Source organism: Paenibacillus sabinae T27 (assembly GCF_000612505.1).
GTDB classification, from domain to species: domain Bacteria; phylum Bacillota; class Bacilli; order Paenibacillales; family Paenibacillaceae; genus Paenibacillus_AQ; species Paenibacillus_AQ sabinae.
Genome location: NZ_CP004078.1, coordinates 4,771,207 through 4,789,830, shown reverse-complemented (window position 1 = coordinate 4,789,830; position 18,624 = coordinate 4,771,207). Strand labels below are relative to the sequence as shown.

At 55.5% G+C, this 18,624-nt stretch carries 13 protein-coding genes and 1 riboswitch; of the genes, 6 read left to right on the top strand and 7 right to left on the bottom strand.

Annotated elements, in window-relative coordinates; translation table 11 throughout:
* Nucleotides 1-83: 83 nt before the first annotated feature.
* Nucleotides 84-181: riboswitch (glycine riboswitch) on the bottom strand.
* Nucleotides 182-365: 184 nt separating this feature from the next.
* Nucleotides 366-758, top strand: a complete 393-nt coding sequence (gcvH, locus tag PSAB_RS22160; RefSeq protein WP_025336746.1) for a glycine cleavage system protein GcvH — start codon at nt 366-368, stop codon at nt 756-758.
* A gap of 710 nt (nt 759-1,468) precedes the next feature.
* Here the strand turns inward: gcvH and PSAB_RS22150 are convergent.
* The 4 genes from PSAB_RS22150 to PSAB_RS22135 form a co-directional block, all read right to left on the bottom strand.
* Complete coding sequence (locus PSAB_RS22150) at nt 1,469-2,110, bottom strand: hypothetical protein (RefSeq protein WP_025336744.1); 642 nt, start codon at nt 2,108-2,110, stop codon at nt 1,469-1,471.
* A 147-nt stretch (nt 2,111-2,257) separates the two neighbouring features.
* Nucleotides 2,258-3,481 carry an AGE family epimerase/isomerase gene (locus PSAB_RS22145; RefSeq protein ID WP_025336743.1) on the bottom strand — a complete coding sequence of 408 codons (1,224 nt, stop codon included), beginning with the start codon at nt 3,479-3,481 and terminating at the stop codon, nt 2,258-2,260.
* 425 nt (nt 3,482-3,906) lie between these two features.
* The gene (locus tag PSAB_RS22140) at nt 3,907-4,782 is read right to left on the bottom strand and encodes a flagellar motor protein MotB (protein WP_025336742.1); all 876 of its coding nucleotides are present in this window, start codon (nt 4,780-4,782) and stop codon (nt 3,907-3,909) included.
* Nucleotides 4,779-5,558 (bottom strand): flagellar motor protein, encoded by a 780-nt coding sequence (locus PSAB_RS22135; protein ID WP_025336741.1) that lies wholly within the window; start codon nt 5,556-5,558, stop codon nt 4,779-4,781. Before PSAB_RS22135 ends, PSAB_RS22140 begins: the two co-directional genes overlap by 4 nt.
* Before the next feature lie 182 nt (nt 5,559-5,740).
* Here PSAB_RS22135 and uvrB point away from each other — a divergent pair, with 182 nt between their 5' ends.
* Both uvrB and uvrA read left to right on the top strand, forming a co-directional pair.
* Nucleotides 5,741-7,732, top strand: coding sequence for an excinuclease ABC subunit UvrB (uvrB, locus tag PSAB_RS22130; RefSeq protein ID WP_025336740.1), 1,992 nt, complete (start codon nt 5,741-5,743; stop codon nt 7,730-7,732).
* A gap of 550 nt (nt 7,733-8,282) precedes the next feature.
* Entirely contained in the window at nt 8,283-11,156 is a 2,874-nt protein-coding gene (uvrA, locus tag PSAB_RS22125; RefSeq protein ID WP_025336739.1) for an excinuclease ABC subunit UvrA, read from the top strand.
* A 138-nt stretch (nt 11,157-11,294) separates the two neighbouring features.
* Here uvrA and PSAB_RS22120 read toward each other — a convergent pair whose 3' ends face one another.
* Entirely contained in the window at nt 11,295-12,929 is a 1,635-nt protein-coding gene (locus PSAB_RS22120; protein ID WP_025336738.1) for a nitrite/sulfite reductase, read from the bottom strand.
* 473 nt (nt 12,930-13,402) lie between these two features.
* Between PSAB_RS22120 and PSAB_RS22115 the strand changes: the two genes are divergently transcribed.
* From PSAB_RS22115 to PSAB_RS22105, 3 genes are all read left to right on the top strand, one after another.
* On the top strand, nt 13,403-13,612 hold the full coding sequence (locus PSAB_RS22115; RefSeq protein ID WP_025336737.1) for a hypothetical protein: 210 nt from the start codon (nt 13,403-13,405) through the stop codon (nt 13,610-13,612).
* A 144-nt stretch (nt 13,613-13,756) separates the two neighbouring features.
* A complete protein-coding gene (locus PSAB_RS22110; protein ID WP_144240566.1) occupies nt 13,757-14,860 on the top strand; it encodes a S1C family serine protease in 1,104 nt (367 codons plus the stop codon).
* A gap of 27 nt (nt 14,861-14,887) precedes the next feature.
* The gene (locus PSAB_RS22105; RefSeq protein WP_025336735.1) at nt 14,888-16,807 is read left to right on the top strand and encodes a stalk domain-containing protein; all 1,920 of its coding nucleotides are present in this window, start codon (nt 14,888-14,890) and stop codon (nt 16,805-16,807) included.
* 137 nt (nt 16,808-16,944) lie between these two features.
* Here the strand turns inward: PSAB_RS22105 and rfbC are convergent, their stop codons facing one another.
* Nucleotides 16,945-17,505 carry a dTDP-4-dehydrorhamnose 3,5-epimerase gene (gene rfbC / locus PSAB_RS22100; RefSeq protein ID WP_025336734.1) on the bottom strand — a complete coding sequence of 187 codons (561 nt, stop codon included), beginning with the start codon at nt 17,503-17,505 and terminating at the stop codon, nt 16,945-16,947.
* A 19-nt stretch (nt 17,506-17,524) separates the two neighbouring features.
* On the bottom strand, nt 17,525-18,403 hold the full coding sequence (gene rfbA, locus PSAB_RS22095; protein ID WP_025336733.1) for a glucose-1-phosphate thymidylyltransferase RfbA: 879 nt from the start codon (nt 18,401-18,403) through the stop codon (nt 17,525-17,527).
* Between the last annotated feature and the right edge of the window lie 221 nt (nt 18,404-18,624).

Sequence of the window (18,624 nt, the reverse complement as noted above, 5' to 3'; positions counted from 1 at the left end):
TGACGGCGGTTTGGCTTTGACTTTGAGCAGGTTTCCCCGTTGGTGACCGTTCGCTGCCAGGCGCCCAGTGCTCTCCAGAGATGCGTCCGGCAGAGGTCCTTTTGCCTGAGAGATTCACCTTGGTTCAAGGCTTACTCCTTCGGCGCCGTCTTCGGGGGACGGTCTCTCCCTATACCATCATTCGCTGTTTGTATGTGATTCTTCTCACTCCATTAATACTGGATTCCCCGACCGGTGTCAACCACATTCGATCAAATACCGGGCAAAATTATTTTCCTGTCAGAAATATTGACACCCGATAAGGGCATAACTTAGTCTATAACTAATTTATGACTCCCAATAATGAAAAGAGGCGGCTATCGAAAATGAGTGAAGTGCTAGACAATCTCCGGTACAGCGAAGAGCATGAGTGGGCGCAGCAGGGCGAAGGCCAAATCGTGCGCGTAGGCATCACCGACCATGCCCAGCATCTGCTTGGCGATATCGTATTCGTGGAGTTTCCGGAAATCGGCACGGCGGTGAGCGCCGGCGACAGCGTAGGCAGCATCGAATCGGTCAAGACCGTATCCGAATTATATTCTCCGATTTCGGGAACGGTGACACGGGTCAACGAGGCGCTGGAAGACAGCCCCGAGCTGCTAAACGGGCAGCCGTACGGCGAGGGCTGGATTTACGAGGTGGAGATCGAGGGCGATTACGCTTCCGCGACGGCCGGGCTGCTGGATGCGGCGGCTTATCGTGAGCTGGTTGGGGAGTAGCAGGCCGGTAATCGGTTAACCTGATAATCGGCTAATGCGTTAAAGGGATAGTTCCGTTCGTACTTGGACCGGCATCGGATTTCTAAGTGAACGGGAAAACCTCCGGTTTATTTTTGGGGAAATAGATGATTCGCTCAATAAACGGGAAAACCTCCGGTTTATCCGCTGTTTTTTCTTCATTTCCGGCTAAAGCGCCGAATTTAGAGGGAGATTTTCCAGCTTAATTCGGAAAGAGGTCTCTTTTTTGAAAAATAAGAGGGAGAAATTCCGCTTCGTCTTTTTCGGCTCATTTCGATTTTGGCAGGTAGAGGAGCGAATGCTACTCTGATAAGGATGCCGGAGGCGGAGTTTGAGCCGTACTGCATACGGAATTAATCATGAGAAAAAAACAGCACGGGCGGGCTTGGACACGACGGATTCACCGGACCAAAGCCGGAATTTATGGCGGGCTTTGGACAGCGGCGGATTCGCCGTACCCCGGCCGAAATTCTCAGGCAGGCTTTGGACAGCGGCAAATTTGCCGGACCAAAGCCGGAATTTATGGCGGGCTTGGACAGCGGCGGATTCGCCGTACCCCGGGCGAAATTCACAGGCAGGCTTTGGAGAAGCGGACCGATCCGCCGGACCAAGGCCCGCCTTTTTTGTTTTTTGCAAGGTGGGTGAGGTTGTTTAGCCTTGCGTCTTGCTGATTCCAACCGTTCCGCAGGATGCTACCGAGTCGGAAACCCGGCGATTCCCTCGTAGATCGATGGCGCCAGATGCCAGAAGAAAGGCTCCAGAAACAAGCAGGCTGCCGCAAAAAGAATCCACAGTCCGAGAAGCCGTCCTATCTTCCGGGGCCTCCGGATAGAAGGGGAAAACACCAGCCAGTAAACGGCTGCGGAGTAGAAAGGGAACAGCGAAGTGGTCATCAAGGCGGTGCTCATCGTAAAGGTAATCTCGGCGACAGGGGTTGGAATCATGGCATTCGGATTGTTGACCGGATCGGCAAAATACACCCCCGCGAGAAGAGGCAGCCAGGCGGCCAGCACATGAAGCGGAAACGCCCGGATCTTGCCATCGTTCAGCGCCCGCAGAATCCACCAATACCCGCACCAGACGAGCGCGTACAGAGCGCCAAAGGCCAGCAAATAGCTCCTTATCACCGAAAGTCTCCAGCCTGTCGGCATACCTGAAGGAACATCCCAGAACAGATGCGGAGAGACCCCGAAGAAAAATACAAACCCGCCGAAAATCATTAAAAACATTAGAAAAACGGCATGAAAAGCGAGACTGACCAACGGCAGGCCAACGGTATACAGGGTGGTTCGCCACCGGTTCGGATCGCGTAAAGCGCGGACAAGAGAAGCCATGGCTATCGCAACATCTCCTTTGCTTACTCTTTCCACACAATGTATATTTTTTCCTGTTCAATTACGCATGAATTTCCTGCGAATTTCCCTTGATTCCCTCTGAATCTCCCGGCTTAAAGCCGCTCCCATTCGATATTGCGTATCCGCTCAAAAAGACTTGCCTGCTGCGGTTTCCCAAACGGAAATAGCCGTTATGCAGTTAGTGATGGGGTGATAGTCGGTCTTCGGCGGCGGACTTTTGATGCTGTTGTACTTCCGGTTAGACGCATCCAAAAGCTGATACCACGCTCCATAAGTATGGTCGACGAAATGGGTCCAGCAGTAGCCAAAAATATCCTCGTAAAACTTCCGGTATTCCGGCTGCCCCGTGCCTTCGGCGAGCAGGGCGGCAGCGCCAATCGTCTCGGCCATGACCCAGTACCGCTTATCCGAATCGATGATTCGTCCGTCCTCAGGAGACATTGAGTAAAAAATACCGCCATGCTGCCGGTCCAGCCCTTTATCCACCGCCTCCCGGAACAACCGCTCCGCCTGCGGCACAAGCCATGCTTGCGGACACACCCGGTTAAGCAATAGAAGCAGCTTGGCCCACTCGATGGAGTGGCCGAAAATATAGCCGTAAGGCCGGAATTCGTCCTTATTATTGCCCTTGTTGTAATTCCAGTCGATTCCCCAGTCGGCTGTGTAGTGCTCCCAGATCAGCTGGCCCGATAACGGAAGCAGCTTGAACATGACGGAATGCGCGAGCGTATAGGCACGATCGAGATAGCGCTTTTCGCCGGTAGCCTCGTAAGCCGCCATCATCGCTTCGGTTAGATGCATGTTTGCATTTTGTCCGCGATAGGGAGACACATCAGACCAGTCTCGGGACGCTTCATCAGCGTACAGACCGTCCTGTTCATTCCAGAAATGCTTCTCCAGCACCTCGTAGACTTCGCCGATCACCGCCCTAGCTGTGGGGATTCCCGCTTTAAGAGCGGTAGAGGCTGCCAATAAGGCAAACGCGTTGCCGTAGGCAAGCTTTCTTTTGTCAACCGGATTCCGGCCCTTCAGCGTCCAAAAATACCCTCCATGCTCATGATCCCATTGGCACTCCCGAAGAAAGCGCAGTCCGTGCTCCACAGCCCCGCGATACTTCTCAGGCCCTCCAACGAGCAGAGCCGCGCTGAACGTATAAATAAACCGCGTCATTCCAACGAGGTGTTTCGTCTCGTAATCGCATACGGTCCCGTCGTCCAGAAAGCAGTTGATGTAACCGCCGTTGACATGGTCGATGCAGCGGGGAGCGTAAAAACGAACCGTGTCCAGAATATGCCGTTTCAAAAATGAAGGATCGGCGAAATCGGGACGGGTGATTGGCGAATCGTTCATAGATAATCCCTCTTTTTTAATAATTTAAAAGCTTAGAGCTTATTGCCGTTCCTTCTTCTTAAAGTTATTAATGATTAAAGTTGTTAATAATTGTATATGCATATTGTGGCTAGGCTTAGTCTTTATGATACTTAACGCAATTAAGTAAGGAGGTAAACTTGGCGGCGCCATTAACGTCCTTGAGTCCGGTCGGGCAGGAGAACCTGTGTATAAAAAAGCAGCACGAAAAAGCCGATTTTAGCGAACGGCAAGTGAGTATGCCGCTGAAAATCCGCCTTGCAGGCTTATTCGTTTTTTGCTGCTTCAGTCATAGTTGGCTGTTCCCGGCAGGCATCGTCCTACACCGGGTTCAGCAGGGAGGCTGCGCTATGCGTCGGGGCATTTGGTGCGTTCGGTTCAAAGACGCTTTTGGCTGTCAAAGCCGTTCACTCTTCCTGCAGCTGCCGCAGGACGATAATCTCCACCCGGCGGTTCTTCTGGCGTCCGCTCTCCATGGTGTTGTCTGCGGCGGGACGCGTGTCGGCGTAACCCGCATACTGGAACTGGCCGGGGCTCAGGCTTTCCTCATCCAGAAAAAAACGCAGGACGGACAGCGCGCGCGCTCCCGACAGCTCCCAATTGTCCTTATAACGGGAGGAGGGAAGCACCGGTGTGTTGTCGGTATGACCCTCGATGCTGACCGTCGCGCCGATGCCGCGGAACAAGCCGGACAGCTGGCGCAGCGCGGGGAACGCGGCGGGCTTCAGATCCGCCTTCCCGACGTCGAACAGGAAACGGTCGCTGAGGGTGATGGCGATGCCCTGCGGCTTGTCTGCGACAAAAATCTGGTCGCCAAGCTGATTGTCCTTCACGTATCTTGTGATCACGTTCATCAGTTCGGCCAGCTTCGCTTCCTGCCGGCGGAAGGCCAGCTCTCGGGGCGACGGCGACGCCTCCGCGCTAGGTGTCGCTCCGACCTGACCGCTTCCGTCTCCCGTTCCGGCTGATGCTCCGGCGCTTGATGCGGGCGAGGGGGAGGAGAGGCCAGTGGAGCCGCTGCCGGTGCTGTTCTGCCCGTTTTTCAGGCCGTTCCCGCCGTTCAGCACCCCGCTTCCGCCGTCCAGGATGCCGCTTCCGGTCTGGAACGAACGCTGAAGCGAGGCGATTACGCTGCCGTATTTTTCCTGATCGAGACTGCTCATGGCATATAAAACAACAAAAAAGATCAGCAGCAGCGTAATCAGATCGGCGTAGGTAATCATCCAGCGGTCCCTATGCTCCCGGCTCTCCCGCCGGCGAATCCGCTGTCCCCGCTGCCTCATGGCTGGACTCCAACTGTGGCGTTCTCAGCCGTTCCGTCCTGAAGGAAGGATGCCAGCTTTTTGCGCACGAGCAGGGGGTGATCGCCGTTTTGCACCGACAGAATGCCTACCAGGAGCATCTCCATGCCGTGCAGCCGAAGCTGGCTCCGCGCCTTGATCTTGGAGGCAATGGGCAGGAGGAGCAGGTTGGCGCTGGCGACCCCGTAGAGCGTTGCGGTGAATGCCACGGCGATCGAAGGGCCGAGATGCGAAGGATCGGTGAGGTTGCCGAGAACGCGGATAAGCCCCATGACGGTTCCGATAATGCCCATGGTGGGCGCGTAGCCGCCTGCGGCCTCGAATATTTTGGCATAGCGTTCAGCTTTAAGCTCCGCCGCGTCCATCTCGAGCTCCAGGATTTGACGAACCTGACCGGGGTCCGTGCCGTCCACGATAAGCTGCAGACCTTCGCGTGTAAAGGGATCGGGATGCGCCTCGGCCCGGGACTCGAGTGACAAGACGCCGCTTCGGCGGGAGATCTGGGCCATTTCCACCAGCTCTTCAGCCTGCTCGTCAAGGCGGGTCCGGCTCAGGCCGAAGGCCATCTTCACCGCTGCCGGAACGTCCCGCAGCGTGCGGGCGGGAAAGCTGATCATGACCGCGGCAATCGTGCCTCCGAACACAATCAGGGCGGCGTTCCATTGCAGGAGGCCTGACACGCGTCCCCCTTCCCAGAAAAATCCGCCGATCAGGGCGGCGAGCCCGGCAATGATACCGATTATTGAGGTTATATCCATCGGGTAAACTCCTTAATTGTTCTATATAATTAGGTTTGCATGAATGCGGCAGGACATGTATAATTGACGGGAACAAGTATTCTTATATTCCTTTTTTTCACTTTCGTATGAAGAACGGTATTTGAGATAAGAATGGTTTAATATATTCATATATTTTAGACGATTAAGGGGGAGACGGGCAAATGAATGATATTGTCGTCAGTACGAAGACTTTCCAGTTGGAGTCCGAGTACACACCCCAGGGCGATCAGCCCCGCGCCATCGGAGAATTGGTGGAAGGCCTAAGCGCGGGCATGAAGCACCAGACCCTGCTGGGAGCGACGGGTACGGGCAAGACGTTTACCATTGCGCAGATGATCGCCAAGGTGAACCGGCCTACGCTGGTCATTGCGCATAACAAGACGCTAGCGGCTCAGCTGGCGAGTGAATTCAAGGAGTTTTTTCCGCAGAACTCGGTCGATTATTTCGTGAGTTATTACGACTACTACCAGCCGGAGGCCTATATCCCGTCTTCGGATACTTATATTGAGAAGGATTCCAGCATCAATGAGGAGATCGACAAGCTCCGCCACTCCGCTACGAGTTCGCTGTTCGAACGAAGGGATGTCATTATCGTTGCGAGCGTGTCCTGCATTTACGGCCTCGGTTCGCCGCAGGAGTACGGCAGTCTGCTGCTGTCGCTTCGGGTGGGGATGGAGAAGCCGCGGAATCAGATCTTAAGCCGGCTGGTGGATATCCAGTATCAGCGGAACGACATCAATTTCGTGCGCGGCACGTTTCGGGTGCGCGGCGACGTGGTCGAGATTTTTCCCGCTTCGCAAGGGGAGCATGCGATTCGCGTCGAGCTGTTCGGCGACGAAATCGAGCGGATTACCGAGATCGATGTGCTTACCGGGGAGCTGATCGGGGAGCGGGAGCATGTCGCCATTTTTCCGGCTTCCCACTTTGTTACGCAGGAAGAGACGATGCGCCTTGCTCTGGTCAACATCGAGAGGGAGCTGGAAGAACGTCTGGCCGTACTGCGTGACGCCGGCAAGCTGCTGGAAGCGCAGCGGCTGGAGCAGCGGACCCGCTACGACATTGAGATGATGAAGGAGGTCGGTTTCTGCTCCGGCATCGAGAACTATTCCGGACCGCTGACCTTTCGCGAGCGCGGGGCGACTCCTTATACGCTGCTGGATTATTTCCCGGACGACATGCTGATCGTCATCGACGAGTCGCATGTGACGCTTCCGCAAATCCGGGCGATGTATAACGGTGACCAGGCACGCAAGACCGTGCTGGTAGAGCACGGCTTCCGTCTGCCGTCCGCCCTCGACAACCGGCCGCTGAGATTCGAGGAATTCGAGGAGAAGGTCAAGCAGATCGTCTACGTCTCGGCTACGCCCGGTCCATACGAACTGGAGAAATGCGACACGATGGTGGAGCAGATTATCCGGCCGACCGGCCTGCTCGACCCTATCATCGAGGTGCGTCCGACGGAAGGGCAGATCGACGATCTGATCGGTGAAATCCGCGAGCGGCTTGACCGCGACGAGCGCGTGCTGATTACGACGCTGACGAAGAAGATGTCGGAAGACCTCACCGATTACCTGAAAGAAATCGGGATCAAGGTGCGATATCTGCATTCCGACATCAAGACACTGGAGCGGATCGCGATTCTGCGCGACCTGCGGCTCGGTACGTTTCACGTTCTCGTGGGTATTAACTTGTTAAGAGAAGGACTGGATCTTCCGGAGGTCTCGCTGGTCGCCATCCTCGACGCCGACAAGGAAGGCTTCCTGCGCTCCGAGCGATCGCTGATCCAGACGATCGGACGCGCCGCCCGCAACTCGGAAGGCAAGGTGCTCATGTACGGCGACCATATCACGGAGTCCATGGACAAAGCGATTACCGAGACCCAGCGGCGCCGGTCCATCCAGATCGCCTATAACGAGCAGCACGGCATTACGCCGCAGACGATCCGCAAGAGAGTGCGGGACGTTATCGAGGCGACGAAGGTTGCCGAATCCAAGGCGGACTACCTGACCGGCGCAGGCGGCAAGATGAGCAAGAAAGAACGTCAGAGCTTGATGCAGCGGCTTGAAGCTGAAATGAAGGAAGCAGCGAAGAACCTCCAGTTCGAGCGCGCCGCCGAGCTGCGCGACGCCTTGCTGGAGCTGCGGGCCGAGTAAACACAAGAGAAGCCTGGCATCACGATAGCATGTGCATTTTCTCGAACGGCGCTAATCCTTAGGCCGTTCTTCGTGCTTTTTGCCGTGGCGCAAAGATTCGAGCAGGGCTGAAGCGTATCCCGCAGGGAGAGCGGTCCAAGCAGGTTGATGGCAGTAAACGCTCGAACCGCTAACGTAAAACGAATCCTGCAGGAAGAGCAGTCCTTGCAGGCAGTGGAAATAAACGCTCGAACCGCTAACGTAAAGCGAATCCTGCAGGGAGAGCGATCCTTGCAGGCAGTGGAAATAAACGCTCGAACCGCTAACGAAAAGCGTATCCCGTAGGGAGAGCGGTCCTTGCAGTCAGTCGCACTAAACCCACTCACTCTCGCGAGCGCAAACGTTCGAGCGGTCCCGCAGGGATAAGCGGCTTCCCGCACAGAAGCATCTAAAAAGAGCCAACCTCCCTCCCCCGTCAAACTTTGCGGGTGTCCAGAGGGCGGAGCCCTTGGGGCCCTCCCTCTAGGAGGGTTTGGGAGGGCAAGCACCACATATTAAGGAGGACATACCGTTGGCGAACGAAAACATAGTCATCAAAGGCGCGAGGGCGCATAACCTCAAAAATATTGACGTGACGATACCGCGCGACCGGTTTGTCGTCCTGACGGGTCTGAGCGGCTCCGGCAAGTCGTCGCTGGCCTTCGATACCATCTATGCCGAAGGGCAGCGCCGGTATGTGGAGTCGCTGTCGGCTTACGCGCGCCAGTTCCTCGGCCAAATGGAGAAGCCGGATGTCGATTCCATCGACGGCTTGTCCCCGGCTATTTCCATCGACCAGAAGACGACGAGCCGCAACCCGCGTTCCACCGTGGGGACGGTGACGGAAATTTACGATTATCTGCGGCTATTGTTCGCACGGGTCGGACATCCTCACTGCCCGGACCACGGCATAGAGATCACGTCACAGACGGTGGAGCAGATGGTCGACCGGATCATGCAGTATCCGGAGAAGACAAGATTGCAGATTCTCGCCCCGGTCATTTCGGGCCGCAAAGGCGAACACAAGAGCCTGTTTGCGGACATTTCGAAGCAGGGCTTCGTACGCGTACGTGTGGACGGCGAGCTGCGTGATTTATCCGAGGATATCGAGCTTGAGAAGAACAAGAAGCATACGATCGAGGTTGTGGTTGACCGGATCGTTATCAAGGATGATATTGAATCGCGGCTTTCGGATTCGATTGAGACGGCCCTGAAGCTATCAGGCGGGAAAATCCTCGTCGACATCATCGGACAGGAGGAGCTGTTGTTCAGCTCCAACTTTGCCTGCCCGATCTGCGGCTTTAGCATGGAAGAGCTGGCCCCTCGCATGTTCTCCTTTAACAGTCCATTTGGGGCTTGCCCGGAATGCGACGGGCTCGGAGCGCAAATGGTCGTCGATCCCGATCTGCTTGTACCGGAACCGGAGAAATCGATTGAAGACGGCGCTTTTTTGGCTTGGACCGGCAGCACGTCGAACTATTACCCGCAGTTTCTGAAATCGGTCTGCGAGCATTTTCATATTCCCCAGGATGTCCCGGTCAGCGAGCTGTCGCCTGAGCATATGAACAAGCTGCTGAACGGCACGGGCAGCGAGAAGATCCGCTTCCGCTATGAGAACGACTTCGGGCAGCGGAAGGAGGCGCTCGTTCCCTTCGAAGGCATTATCCCGAACCTTCAGCGCCGCTACCGGGAGACCGCATCAGATGGCATCCGGGAATTTATCGAAGGCTTTATGAGCGCCAAGCCATGCCCCGTATGCAAAGGTAAACGGCTGAAACGTGAAATCCTGGGCGTGACGGTGGGCGGCAAGAACATCGCCGACGTCACCGATCTGTCGATCGGGGATGGCCAGCGCTTCTTCGGCGAACTTTCGCTAAACGAGAAAGAAGCGGCTATCGCCAATCTTATCCTCAAGGAAATCAGCAGCCGTCTCGGGTTCCTCGTCAATGTCGGCCTCGATTATTTAACGCTCAGCCGTTCGGCCGGTACGCTGTCCGGCGGGGAGGCCCAGCGTATCCGGCTGGCGACACAGATCGGCTCCAGCCTCATGGGCGTGCTGTATATCCTGGACGAGCCGAGCATCGGCCTGCACCAGAGGGACAATGACCGGCTGATCTCGACGCTCGCGCATATGCGTGATCTCGGCAACACGCTGATCGTCGTCGAGCATGACGAGGATACGATGCTGGCGTCGGATTATATCATCGACATCGGCCCGGGAGCGGGCATCCACGGCGGCCGGGTGATCGCCCAGGGAACGCCGGAGGAAATCATGAACGATCCGAACTCGCTGACCGGCGAGTATCTCAGCGGACGCAAGTTCATTCCGGTTACCTCCAAGCGGCGCGAGACCGACGGGCGCTGGCTGGAAATCCGGGGCGCGAAGGAAAACAACCTCAAAAATGTGAACGTCAAAATTCCGCTCGGCGTCTTCACGGCGGTAACGGGCGTGTCCGGCTCCGGCAAGTCGTCGCTGGTCAACGAAATTCTGTACAAGAGTCTGGCCAGGGAGCTGAACAAAGCGGTTAAGGTGCGTCCGGGCCAGCATAAAGAAATTCGCGGCCTGGACCTGCTGGACAAGGTCATCGATATCGACCAATCACCGATCGGGCGTACGCCGAGATCCAATCCGGCAACGTATACCGGGGTGTTCGACGATATCCGCGACTTGTTTGCCAAGACGAATGAAGCGAAGATCAGAGGCTATCAAAAGGGCCGCTTCAGCTTCAACGTCAAAGGCGGCCGCTGCGAAGCCTGCCGGGGCGATGGCATTATCAAGATCGAGATGCACTTCCTGCCGGACGTCTATGTTCCATGCGAAGTCTGCAAGGGCAAACGTTACAACCGCGAAACGCTGGAAGTTAAGTACAAAGGGAAGAACATTTCTGATGTGCTGGAGATGACGGTGGAGGACGGAACGGAATTTTTCCAGAACATACCGAAGATTCACCGCAAGCTGCAGACGCTTCTGGATGTCGGCCTCGGCTATATCAAGCTTGGCCAGCCGGGAACAACCCTTTCCGGCGGGGAAGCCCAGCGTGTAAAGCTCGCGTCTGAGCTGTACCGCCGGAGCACGGGCAAGACGCTGTACATTCTGGACGAGCCGACGACCGGACTGCATGTCGACGATATCGGCCGTCTTCTGGAAGTGCTGCACCGCCTGGTCGAATCGGGCGAGTCTGTGCTTGTCATTGAGCATAATCTGGACGTCATCAAGACGGCGGATCATATCATCGACATGGGGCCGGAAGGCGGAAGCGGCGGCGGAACGGTTGTGGCAACCGGGACGCCGGAGAAAATCATCGAGGTGCCGGAATCGTACACCGGGAAGTATTTGAAGCCGATTTTGCATCGTGATCGGGAACGTACGGAGGCGCTGACGCTCCAGGCGGCGGAAGCGAACTAAGCATACGAGGGTTTCAAATAAGAAAACAGAGGCTGTCCCCGGAGTGTGCGGATTAACTGGGAACAGCGCAAAAATGACCTCAACCCCACGAGACTGTGGAGGTTGAGGTCATTTGTTTGTAGCCCAAGTATTAATCCATCAAGAGGCTGGAGCGGCCAGGATGGAGCTAAGCTTGTCCTGGAAGGCCGGCAGGCCAACCCGTTCAGCGAAAGCATGGAAACCTTCGCCGGCAGCGCGCTCACTCTTGTAGAACAGCAGAAGCTGCTCAATCACGCCCGCCACTTCGTCCGCCTTGACGCGCCCTTTAAGCGGCTGTGCAAACTTCGCGGCCGGTCCTTGCGCGCCGCCGCCAAGCGTACCGCCGATGGCGATATCGTAGGCTTCGACCATGCCCTCAGGGGTCTTCAACAAAGCCCCCTGCAGCCCGATGTCGGCGATCTGCTTCTGCCCGCAGGCATTCGGGCAGCCGATCAAATGAAAGCGCACGTTCTCATCGAGTGCCAGACGTTCGTCCAGGAACTCGGCAATGGCAACGGCCCGTTTTTTCGTCTCCACCAGAGCCAGGCTGCAGAACTCATTGCCGGTGCAGGCCACCGTGCGGCTGATGAAAGGCTTCGGCGCAGGAGCCAGGCGCTTCAGCAGAGGAGCGGCCAGCAGTTCGTCGACCTTGTCGTCAGGCACGCCGCTGAGAATCGCGTTCTGCGACATCGTCGTCCGGATATGTCCGTCGCCATACGCGTCGGCCAGATCGGCCAGCTGCGTCAGCTCATCGGCGTTAAGCCGCCCTACGGGAACGTTCAGGCCGACATAATTCAGCCCCTGCTGGGGCTGCGGCTGCACGCCGTAGAAATAGGCGGCCTGCCAGCCGATGGTTTTGTCCTCGCCCCGTGCAGGCAGCTCTCCGATCAGTTCAACCAGCTTGTCCTTGAATTTCTCCGCGCCCCAATCGGCCATCAGGAATTTCAACCGGGCATGATGCCGTTTCTCACGGTATCCATAGTCGCGGAAGATCGTCGCGACGCCCGTTGCCACTTTAAGCACCTCATCCGGACGGACGAAGATATCCAGCTTCTGCGCCAGATGGGGCTTAGCGGACAGTCCGCCGCCGACCATCACATGGAAGCCGATGAATTCCTCACCGTCAATCTCCTTAACGGCAGGCGTAAACGCCAAATCGTTGATCTCGGCATGGGCGTTGTTATACGGATTGGCGGAAATCGACATTTTCAGCTTGCGCGGCAGGTTGGAGAAGTCGCGATTCAGCATGAAAAAGCTGTTCACTTCATCGACAAGGGCTTTGGTATCCAGCAGTTCGTCTTTGTCGATTCCGGCAAGCGGATTGCCGACAATGGTGCGCGGGCAGTCGCCGCACGCTTCGAACGAATATAACCCAGCTGCATCGAGACGTTTAAAGATGTCCGGGAAGTTCTCCACCGTCAGCCAGTGGAACTGAATCGCCTGCCGGGTTGTAATATCGACGAGCTCTCTGCCGTAAAGCCGGGAAATATCGGCCAGCGTTCGGGCCTGCGCGGAAGTCATAATGCCGGAGTTAATACGGACACGCATCATAAAATGCCCGTTCTTCGGCTTTTGCTGGTACACGCCCGCCCATTTGAACAGGTCCAGATCATCGGCCGGAATGGAATCATAGCCCTCCAGCGCGTATTTTTCAATAATGGTACGGATGACGTCCAGTCCGTCTTTTTCCAGTTTGACCAGTTCGAATTTGGACAGTTTGTCCGGTTCTTTGGTCCAGATCGGCTCGTATGCCATTGTTGCAGCCTCCTTCTTCAATCCTTGACGGTTTGCGCCTGATTCGCGCTCATTTCTGATCTAAATCCGACGAGGTCCCTGAGATATTAGTTTATGGTATCAAATGTCCGTCCTCCCGTATGTGAAGTAAGGTATACCTCATATAACAATTGTTTATGGAATCTCCAGATTCCGTTGATAAATAACTAGGCATATGCCGGGGCCGTAGCGCGTAAGATTCAAACAGGGACAAACCCGTTGATATAGATAGAAGCAGAAGATTGATAGATTTCCCGTTTCAGGCCCCTTGAGAATTAAATATGCGCATTGGGTGTCAATGAATGTGGTCACAAGTACATAGGTTTTTGGAAAAAATTCTATTGCGCGCCGTCTTTGGTAACGGTAACATAGAGGTGATAAGGCATGGTGCAAAAGAGCGGACTATGCGGCTGACGGGCAGGTCTGCTTGACAATCCTGATGAGGAGGTAGGGCTATGCTGCTTGCGGAAGCCGCTACGGCAACTGCGTCCAGATTTCATACCTTTGATGTGTTTATGATTTTGTTCACGGTGCTCATAGCGACCGGGGTGATCCGGCTGCTCAGGGCCCCGCAGAAGAACAAGTTTGCGATTGCCTTTGGAGTCGTCAGTCTGCTGGTCTTTCTCATTTCCGACTATGCCATGGTTAAATATTGGCTGAGCTGAAGAACCGGTTTTTCACGAATGATTCAGAAAAAAAGTTTCGTTTACCGAAAGACACCTTTGCCGCTTGCGGGAGTAAGGGTGTCTTTTTTTTCGGATGCGGGGCGGCCGAGCGATAATACAGAACAGTAAAAAGGGGATAAACCTATGGGAAGATTCAGTATGATGCGAAACCAAGCTTCGCGCTTGCTGCTGTGCGGCCTTGCCGTGGGACTGGCCCTATCTTTAAGCGTACCCGTGTCCGCAGCGGCTGCCTCCGTGAACCCATCCTCTAAAAAGGCGGTGCTGCAAGCCGCGGACCCGGTTCCGCAAATCTATGCACGCGTGTCTCCGTCCGTCGTCGGCATTATCGGCAAAGCCCAGGGCGGGAAAAATACGGGGCTGGACAACCGCTACAATCTAGTGCACGGTTCGGGCGTTATTCTTACAAGCGGCGGTTGGATCGTCACCAATGCGCATGTGATCCAATCCATGCAAAAGGCCACGGTTGTGACATCAGACGGCAAATCATACAGCGTCACCGATTATTATGCGGATGAACTCAGCGATATCGCGATTCTCAAAATCAACGCGGCTCATCTAAAGTCGGCCTCTCTGGCCGGAGCATCCAGTGTAAAAGTGGGCGAAAAGGTCGTCGCCATCGGCGCGCCCTTGTCTTTTGCGCTGCGCAATTCCGCCACCGTCGGTGTCGTTAGCGGCTCCGGGCGGGTGGTCGATGCCTCATACCGCCTTCTGCAGAGCGATGCCGCCATCAATCCGGGCAACAGCGGCGGTCCCCTTGTCGATATGAACGGTAAAGTCATCGGGATCGTCAGCATGAAATATTCGGCGGTCGGTGTGGACAATACGGGATTTGCGATTCCGGCGGAAACGGTTCGCTATATCATTAAGCAGCTGTTCACTTACGGTGAAGTGAGGCGTCCAAGCCTGGGGCTTGAGCTTCAGCAGAGCTGGTCCTCCATTGTCGGCCTGCCTGCGGAAGACCCGCTGACGGTTACCAAGGCGGTCTCGGCGGCAGCGCGGAAGGCAGATATTGCCGAAGGCGACGAGTTGTACAGTATCGACGGGCACCGCGTGACCTCGGCGGTCGATATTAATGAGCTGTTCAAAAGCTATCGCCCGGGACAGACTGTACAGCTGCTCATGCAGAGCGGAGGGGATATCGTTCAGCGAAAGCTGGTGCTGGGCGAGGGAGATCCGATCGTGGGTACGGATGACGGCGGCAGCGCAGATGATGAAACGGAAGAGTAACGGGAAGCGAAAGCGGGGAGAGCCGATATGAACAAAATGTGCTTGAAAGTTCTGCATGCCGCGCTCGCGGCGCTGATTATACTGGCCATGCTGCCAGTGAACGATGCAGGGGCGGCGGAGAAAGAGAAGCTTATGCTGACGCTGAAAGTGGGTAGCAAGCAGGCCAAAGCGAATGGACAGAGTATCGTCATCCCCCCGCCTTTTTCCGAGAATGGGAGTGTCCTGGTCCCGCTCGGGGTGTTCAAAAAAGCATTCGGCAGCGGCGTCTCGCTCGCAAAAGATAATGTTGTCAAAGTGACCTTTGGTCCGCATACAGGCGCAATGACGATCGGCGGGACGACTGCCTGGAGGGACGGGCAGAAAGTGAAGTTGGCCGCTCCTCCGCGCATGGTGAACGGGGTTCTTATGGTTCCGCTGCGCTTTGCCGCCGGGGTCATCGGTGCGAAGGTGTCGGCCGGAAGCGGGGGAAGTATCGTTGTGGCGCTCCCTGCCGCAAATTCGGCAAATTCGGGAGATGGCAGCCTGCCGGAGGGGGGCATCGACAGCGAAGCGGGCAAGACGAAGGTCGGCAACAGCTACGAGGAGTGGAGCATGCAATATCCGGCCGGGCTGATCATCGGCGACAGCGGCGGCGAGGAGGGCGTGTCTTCGTTCATGAGCGCCGACAACGCCTATTATCTGGAGGTACATGTGACGACGCAGGAAGCGGCCTCGGACGCAGACGACCTGCTGGATCAGCTTGTGCGCAGCTCCGAGGACGGCGGCGAGGTCGTGCTGGACCGGGAGGTTTTTCCGAAGGCTGCCATTCCCTATGCCCGCATTGTCAGCAAGGACCCTTCCGGGGCTTTATGGGAAGGCCGCGCTTATTACGCCAACGGGCGATTGTATAAGCTGTATTTGACGGATGACCGTGCCGAGAATTATAAAGATTTTGCCAAGTACGCCGGGCTGCTGAATTCGTTCCGCCCGTCTTTCGACGAGAAGGACCGCTCGATTCGGGATCTGTCCACGGTTCTAAATGGTATGCGCTCTGCCGGCAGTGACGATTACGGCATTTCGCTTGAAGTCCCCGCCGGATGGAGCTTGGACAACCGTCATCTCGTCTATGAGAGTAAAGACGGCAGCTATCTGAAGCTGAATATCAGCTCGGCGCCGCCGGCTTCGACGCTGGACAGCTGGGAAGAGGAGCTGCGCCAGAAGGATGCGGAGCTTTTTGTCCAGGAAGCCTACAGCGAGCAGAAGATTACGGATGCGGAGATATCCGGTGTTCCGGCGAGGGTGCGGAAAGTCCGTTATAATGACGGCGGCGGGTGGATGACGGTTTACCAGACGCTGCTGTTAAAGAACGGCTACCGCTACTATACAGAATACGCTGCGGCGGGGCAGGACGAAGATCAGGCGAAGTTCGCGGCGGTTCTCGCCTCGCTGAAGATTGATTTTGACACCGTTAAAGAGAACTTCGGCCGCCTGGAGCAGGATGACTATCCCTCGCTGAAAAATAAAACCGTAACCAAAACATCAAAAATCTACGGCTACTCCATCGACATGCCTCGGTTGTGGACACCGTATCAGGGCGTATTCGACATGCAGTCCGTGGATTACCGGTTCACCGGCGGCAGATTCCAGATCGCGGTTCTGCCCGAAGGCTCGATGGAGTATACCGTTAATCAGCTTAAAGAATTTTACCGGAATGCGGCCGGCGACCCGCAGGGTCCGTTCATCGAACAGGAGCGGGAGACAACCTTTGCCGGAGTACCGGCGGTGGAAGTGACCGTGCGGCAAACCAAGAACGGCATTCCTTCGCACATCCGGGTCTTCGTCTTCAGCCGCGAGGATATCGTGTATACGTTAACCGCCACGCTGGGCGATGCGAACGCGACGGAGGTGCAGCAAGCGATGCTGGATCGGACGTTTCAGTCGTTCCGGTTCACGGACGAGGGCAAGTAAGAACGGGGGCTAGCAGTCTCGGACATAAGCCAGCCCTACCAAATAGTAAGAACCTCCAAACCGCACTGAGGCGGAATGGAGGTTCTATTTTTAAAGGAAAAGCTTAATTTGGCATTCCGTCACCGCAGGGCAGGGACTTAAGCGTTGTATACGAAATTGAGGTTCGTATCCTTAAGCAACGGCGCCTTCTCGTCTTTGGCCGACAGCACCGGCACCACATCGATCGGCCACTTTACCCCGATGTCCGGGTCGTTCCACAGAATGCCTCCGTCGCAATCCGGCGCGTACAGCTCGTCGCATTTGTACTGAACCTCGACGTCCTCGGTGAGCGTCATGAAGCCGTGGGCGAAGCCTTTGGGGATCAGCAGCTGCTTCTTGTTCTCCGCGCTCAGCTCGATGCCGAACCACTGGCCGTAGGTAGGGCTGCCTTTCCGGATATCGACAGCGACATCATAAATGACGCCGCGCGTGCACCGGACGAGCTTCGTCTGCGCTTTCGGGTTCAGCTGGTAATGGAGTCCGCGCAGCGTGCCTTTAACCGCCGAGTAGGATTGATTGTCCTGAACAAAGGTCAGGTCGATCCCCTGCTCCAGAAATTTCGCCTGGCTGTAGGTTTCCATGAACCATCCGCGATGGTCGCCGAACACGGCAGGCTCAACGATCAGTACGCCTTCCAGATTCGTTTTGGTGAATTTCATCTATTTCACTCTTTCCGCATTAATATTTGATTCTGCCGGTGGCCACCTTGATCAAATACTGACCGTAGCCGGTTTTGCTCAGCTTCTCGCCGCAGGCCAGCAGCTGATCCTCGGTAATCCACCCGTTAATATATGCAATTTCCTCGGGGGCGGCGATTTTGATACCCTGATGGTCCTCGATCGTTCGGACAAAATTGGTCGCGTCCACCAGACTCTGATGCGTGCCGGTATCCAGCCACGTAAAGCCCCGTCCCAGCAGCTCCACATCCAGCTCGCCCAGCCGCAAATACTCCTCGTTGACCGAAGTGATTTCCAGTTCGCCCCGCTTGGACGGTTTGACGCTGCTCGCAATCGAGACAACCCGGTTATCGTAAAAATACAGCCCCGTAACCGCATAGTTCGACTTGGGCTGCTCGGGCTTTTCTTCGATGCTGAGGACTCGGCCGTCCTCGCCAAATTCAACAACGCCGAAGCGTGAGGGATCTGGCACATGATACCCGAATATGGTAGCTCCGCGCGTTTTCTCGGCAACCTGCCGTAAAATTTTTCGGAATCCGTTTCCGTAATAAATGTTATCTCCCAAAATCATGGCGACTGAATCGCTTCCGATGAAAGACTTGCCCAATATAAATGCCTGTGCCAATCCATCGGGATTGGGCTGAACTGCATAATGTAATGAAATTCCGAACTGGGAGCCGTCTCCAAGAAGGTCTGAAAATCTAGGTGTGTCCTCGGGAGTTGAGATAATCAATATATCTTTAATCCCTGCCAACATCAGGGTAGAAAGCGGGTAATAAATCATAGGTTTGTCGTATATAGGAAGTAGCTGCTTGCTTGTTACCAGAGTCAACGGGTAAAGTCGTGTTCCGCTGCCTCCAGCCAGGATGATGCCCTTCATTCGTTAGATTCAACTCCCTTGGTGTATCTTGACTATATTTTCCAAAAAAAGCTATACGGGTATTTTATGCTTGAACCTGAGCGATGTCCATTTTCTAAAAAATACAATTAGAGTATAACATTTAAATATTCCAGAGTTGTTAATATACCGAAGATTGTAGCTTGGCAGTGTGATTTTTGATACAATAGTTGGGTTAACCGGACCTGAAATAACAGTAGGAC

What these genes read in the sequence shown, in the direction of transcription:
- uvrB (WP_025336740.1), top strand. Translation starts at nt 5,741, where the DNA reads ATGAATGATATTGTCGTCAGTACGAAGACTTTCCAGTTGGAGTCCGAG.
- PSAB_RS22115 (WP_025336737.1), top strand. Translation starts at nt 13,403, where the DNA reads ATGCTGCTTGCGGAAGCCGCTACGGCAACTGCGTCCAGATTTCATACC.
- rfbA (WP_025336733.1), bottom strand. Translation starts at nt 18,403, where the DNA reads ATGAAGGGCATCATCCTGGCTGGAGGCAGCGGAACACGACTTTACCCG.
- rfbC (WP_025336734.1), bottom strand. Translation starts at nt 17,505, where the DNA reads ATGAAATTCACCAAAACGAATCTGGAAGGCGTACTGATCGTTGAGCCT.
- PSAB_RS22110 (WP_144240566.1), top strand. Translation starts at nt 13,757, where the DNA reads ATGGGAAGATTCAGTATGATGCGAAACCAAGCTTCGCGCTTGCTGCTG.
- PSAB_RS22105 (WP_025336735.1), top strand. Translation starts at nt 14,888, where the DNA reads ATGAACAAAATGTGCTTGAAAGTTCTGCATGCCGCGCTCGCGGCGCTG.
- PSAB_RS22150 (WP_025336744.1), bottom strand. Translation starts at nt 2,110, where the DNA reads ATGGCTTCTCTTGTCCGCGCTTTACGCGATCCGAACCGGTGGCGAACC.
- PSAB_RS22135 (WP_025336741.1), bottom strand. Translation starts at nt 5,558, where the DNA reads ATGGATATAACCTCAATAATCGGTATCATTGCCGGGCTCGCCGCCCTG.
- PSAB_RS22120 (WP_025336738.1), bottom strand. Translation starts at nt 12,929, where the DNA reads ATGGCATACGAGCCGATCTGGACCAAAGAACCGGACAAACTGTCCAAA.
- PSAB_RS22140 (WP_025336742.1), bottom strand. Translation starts at nt 4,782, where the DNA reads ATGAGGCAGCGGGGACAGCGGATTCGCCGGCGGGAGAGCCGGGAGCAT.
- gcvH (WP_025336746.1), top strand. Translation starts at nt 366, where the DNA reads ATGAGTGAAGTGCTAGACAATCTCCGGTACAGCGAAGAGCATGAGTGG.
- PSAB_RS22145 (WP_025336743.1), bottom strand. Translation starts at nt 3,481, where the DNA reads ATGAACGATTCGCCAATCACCCGTCCCGATTTCGCCGATCCTTCATTT.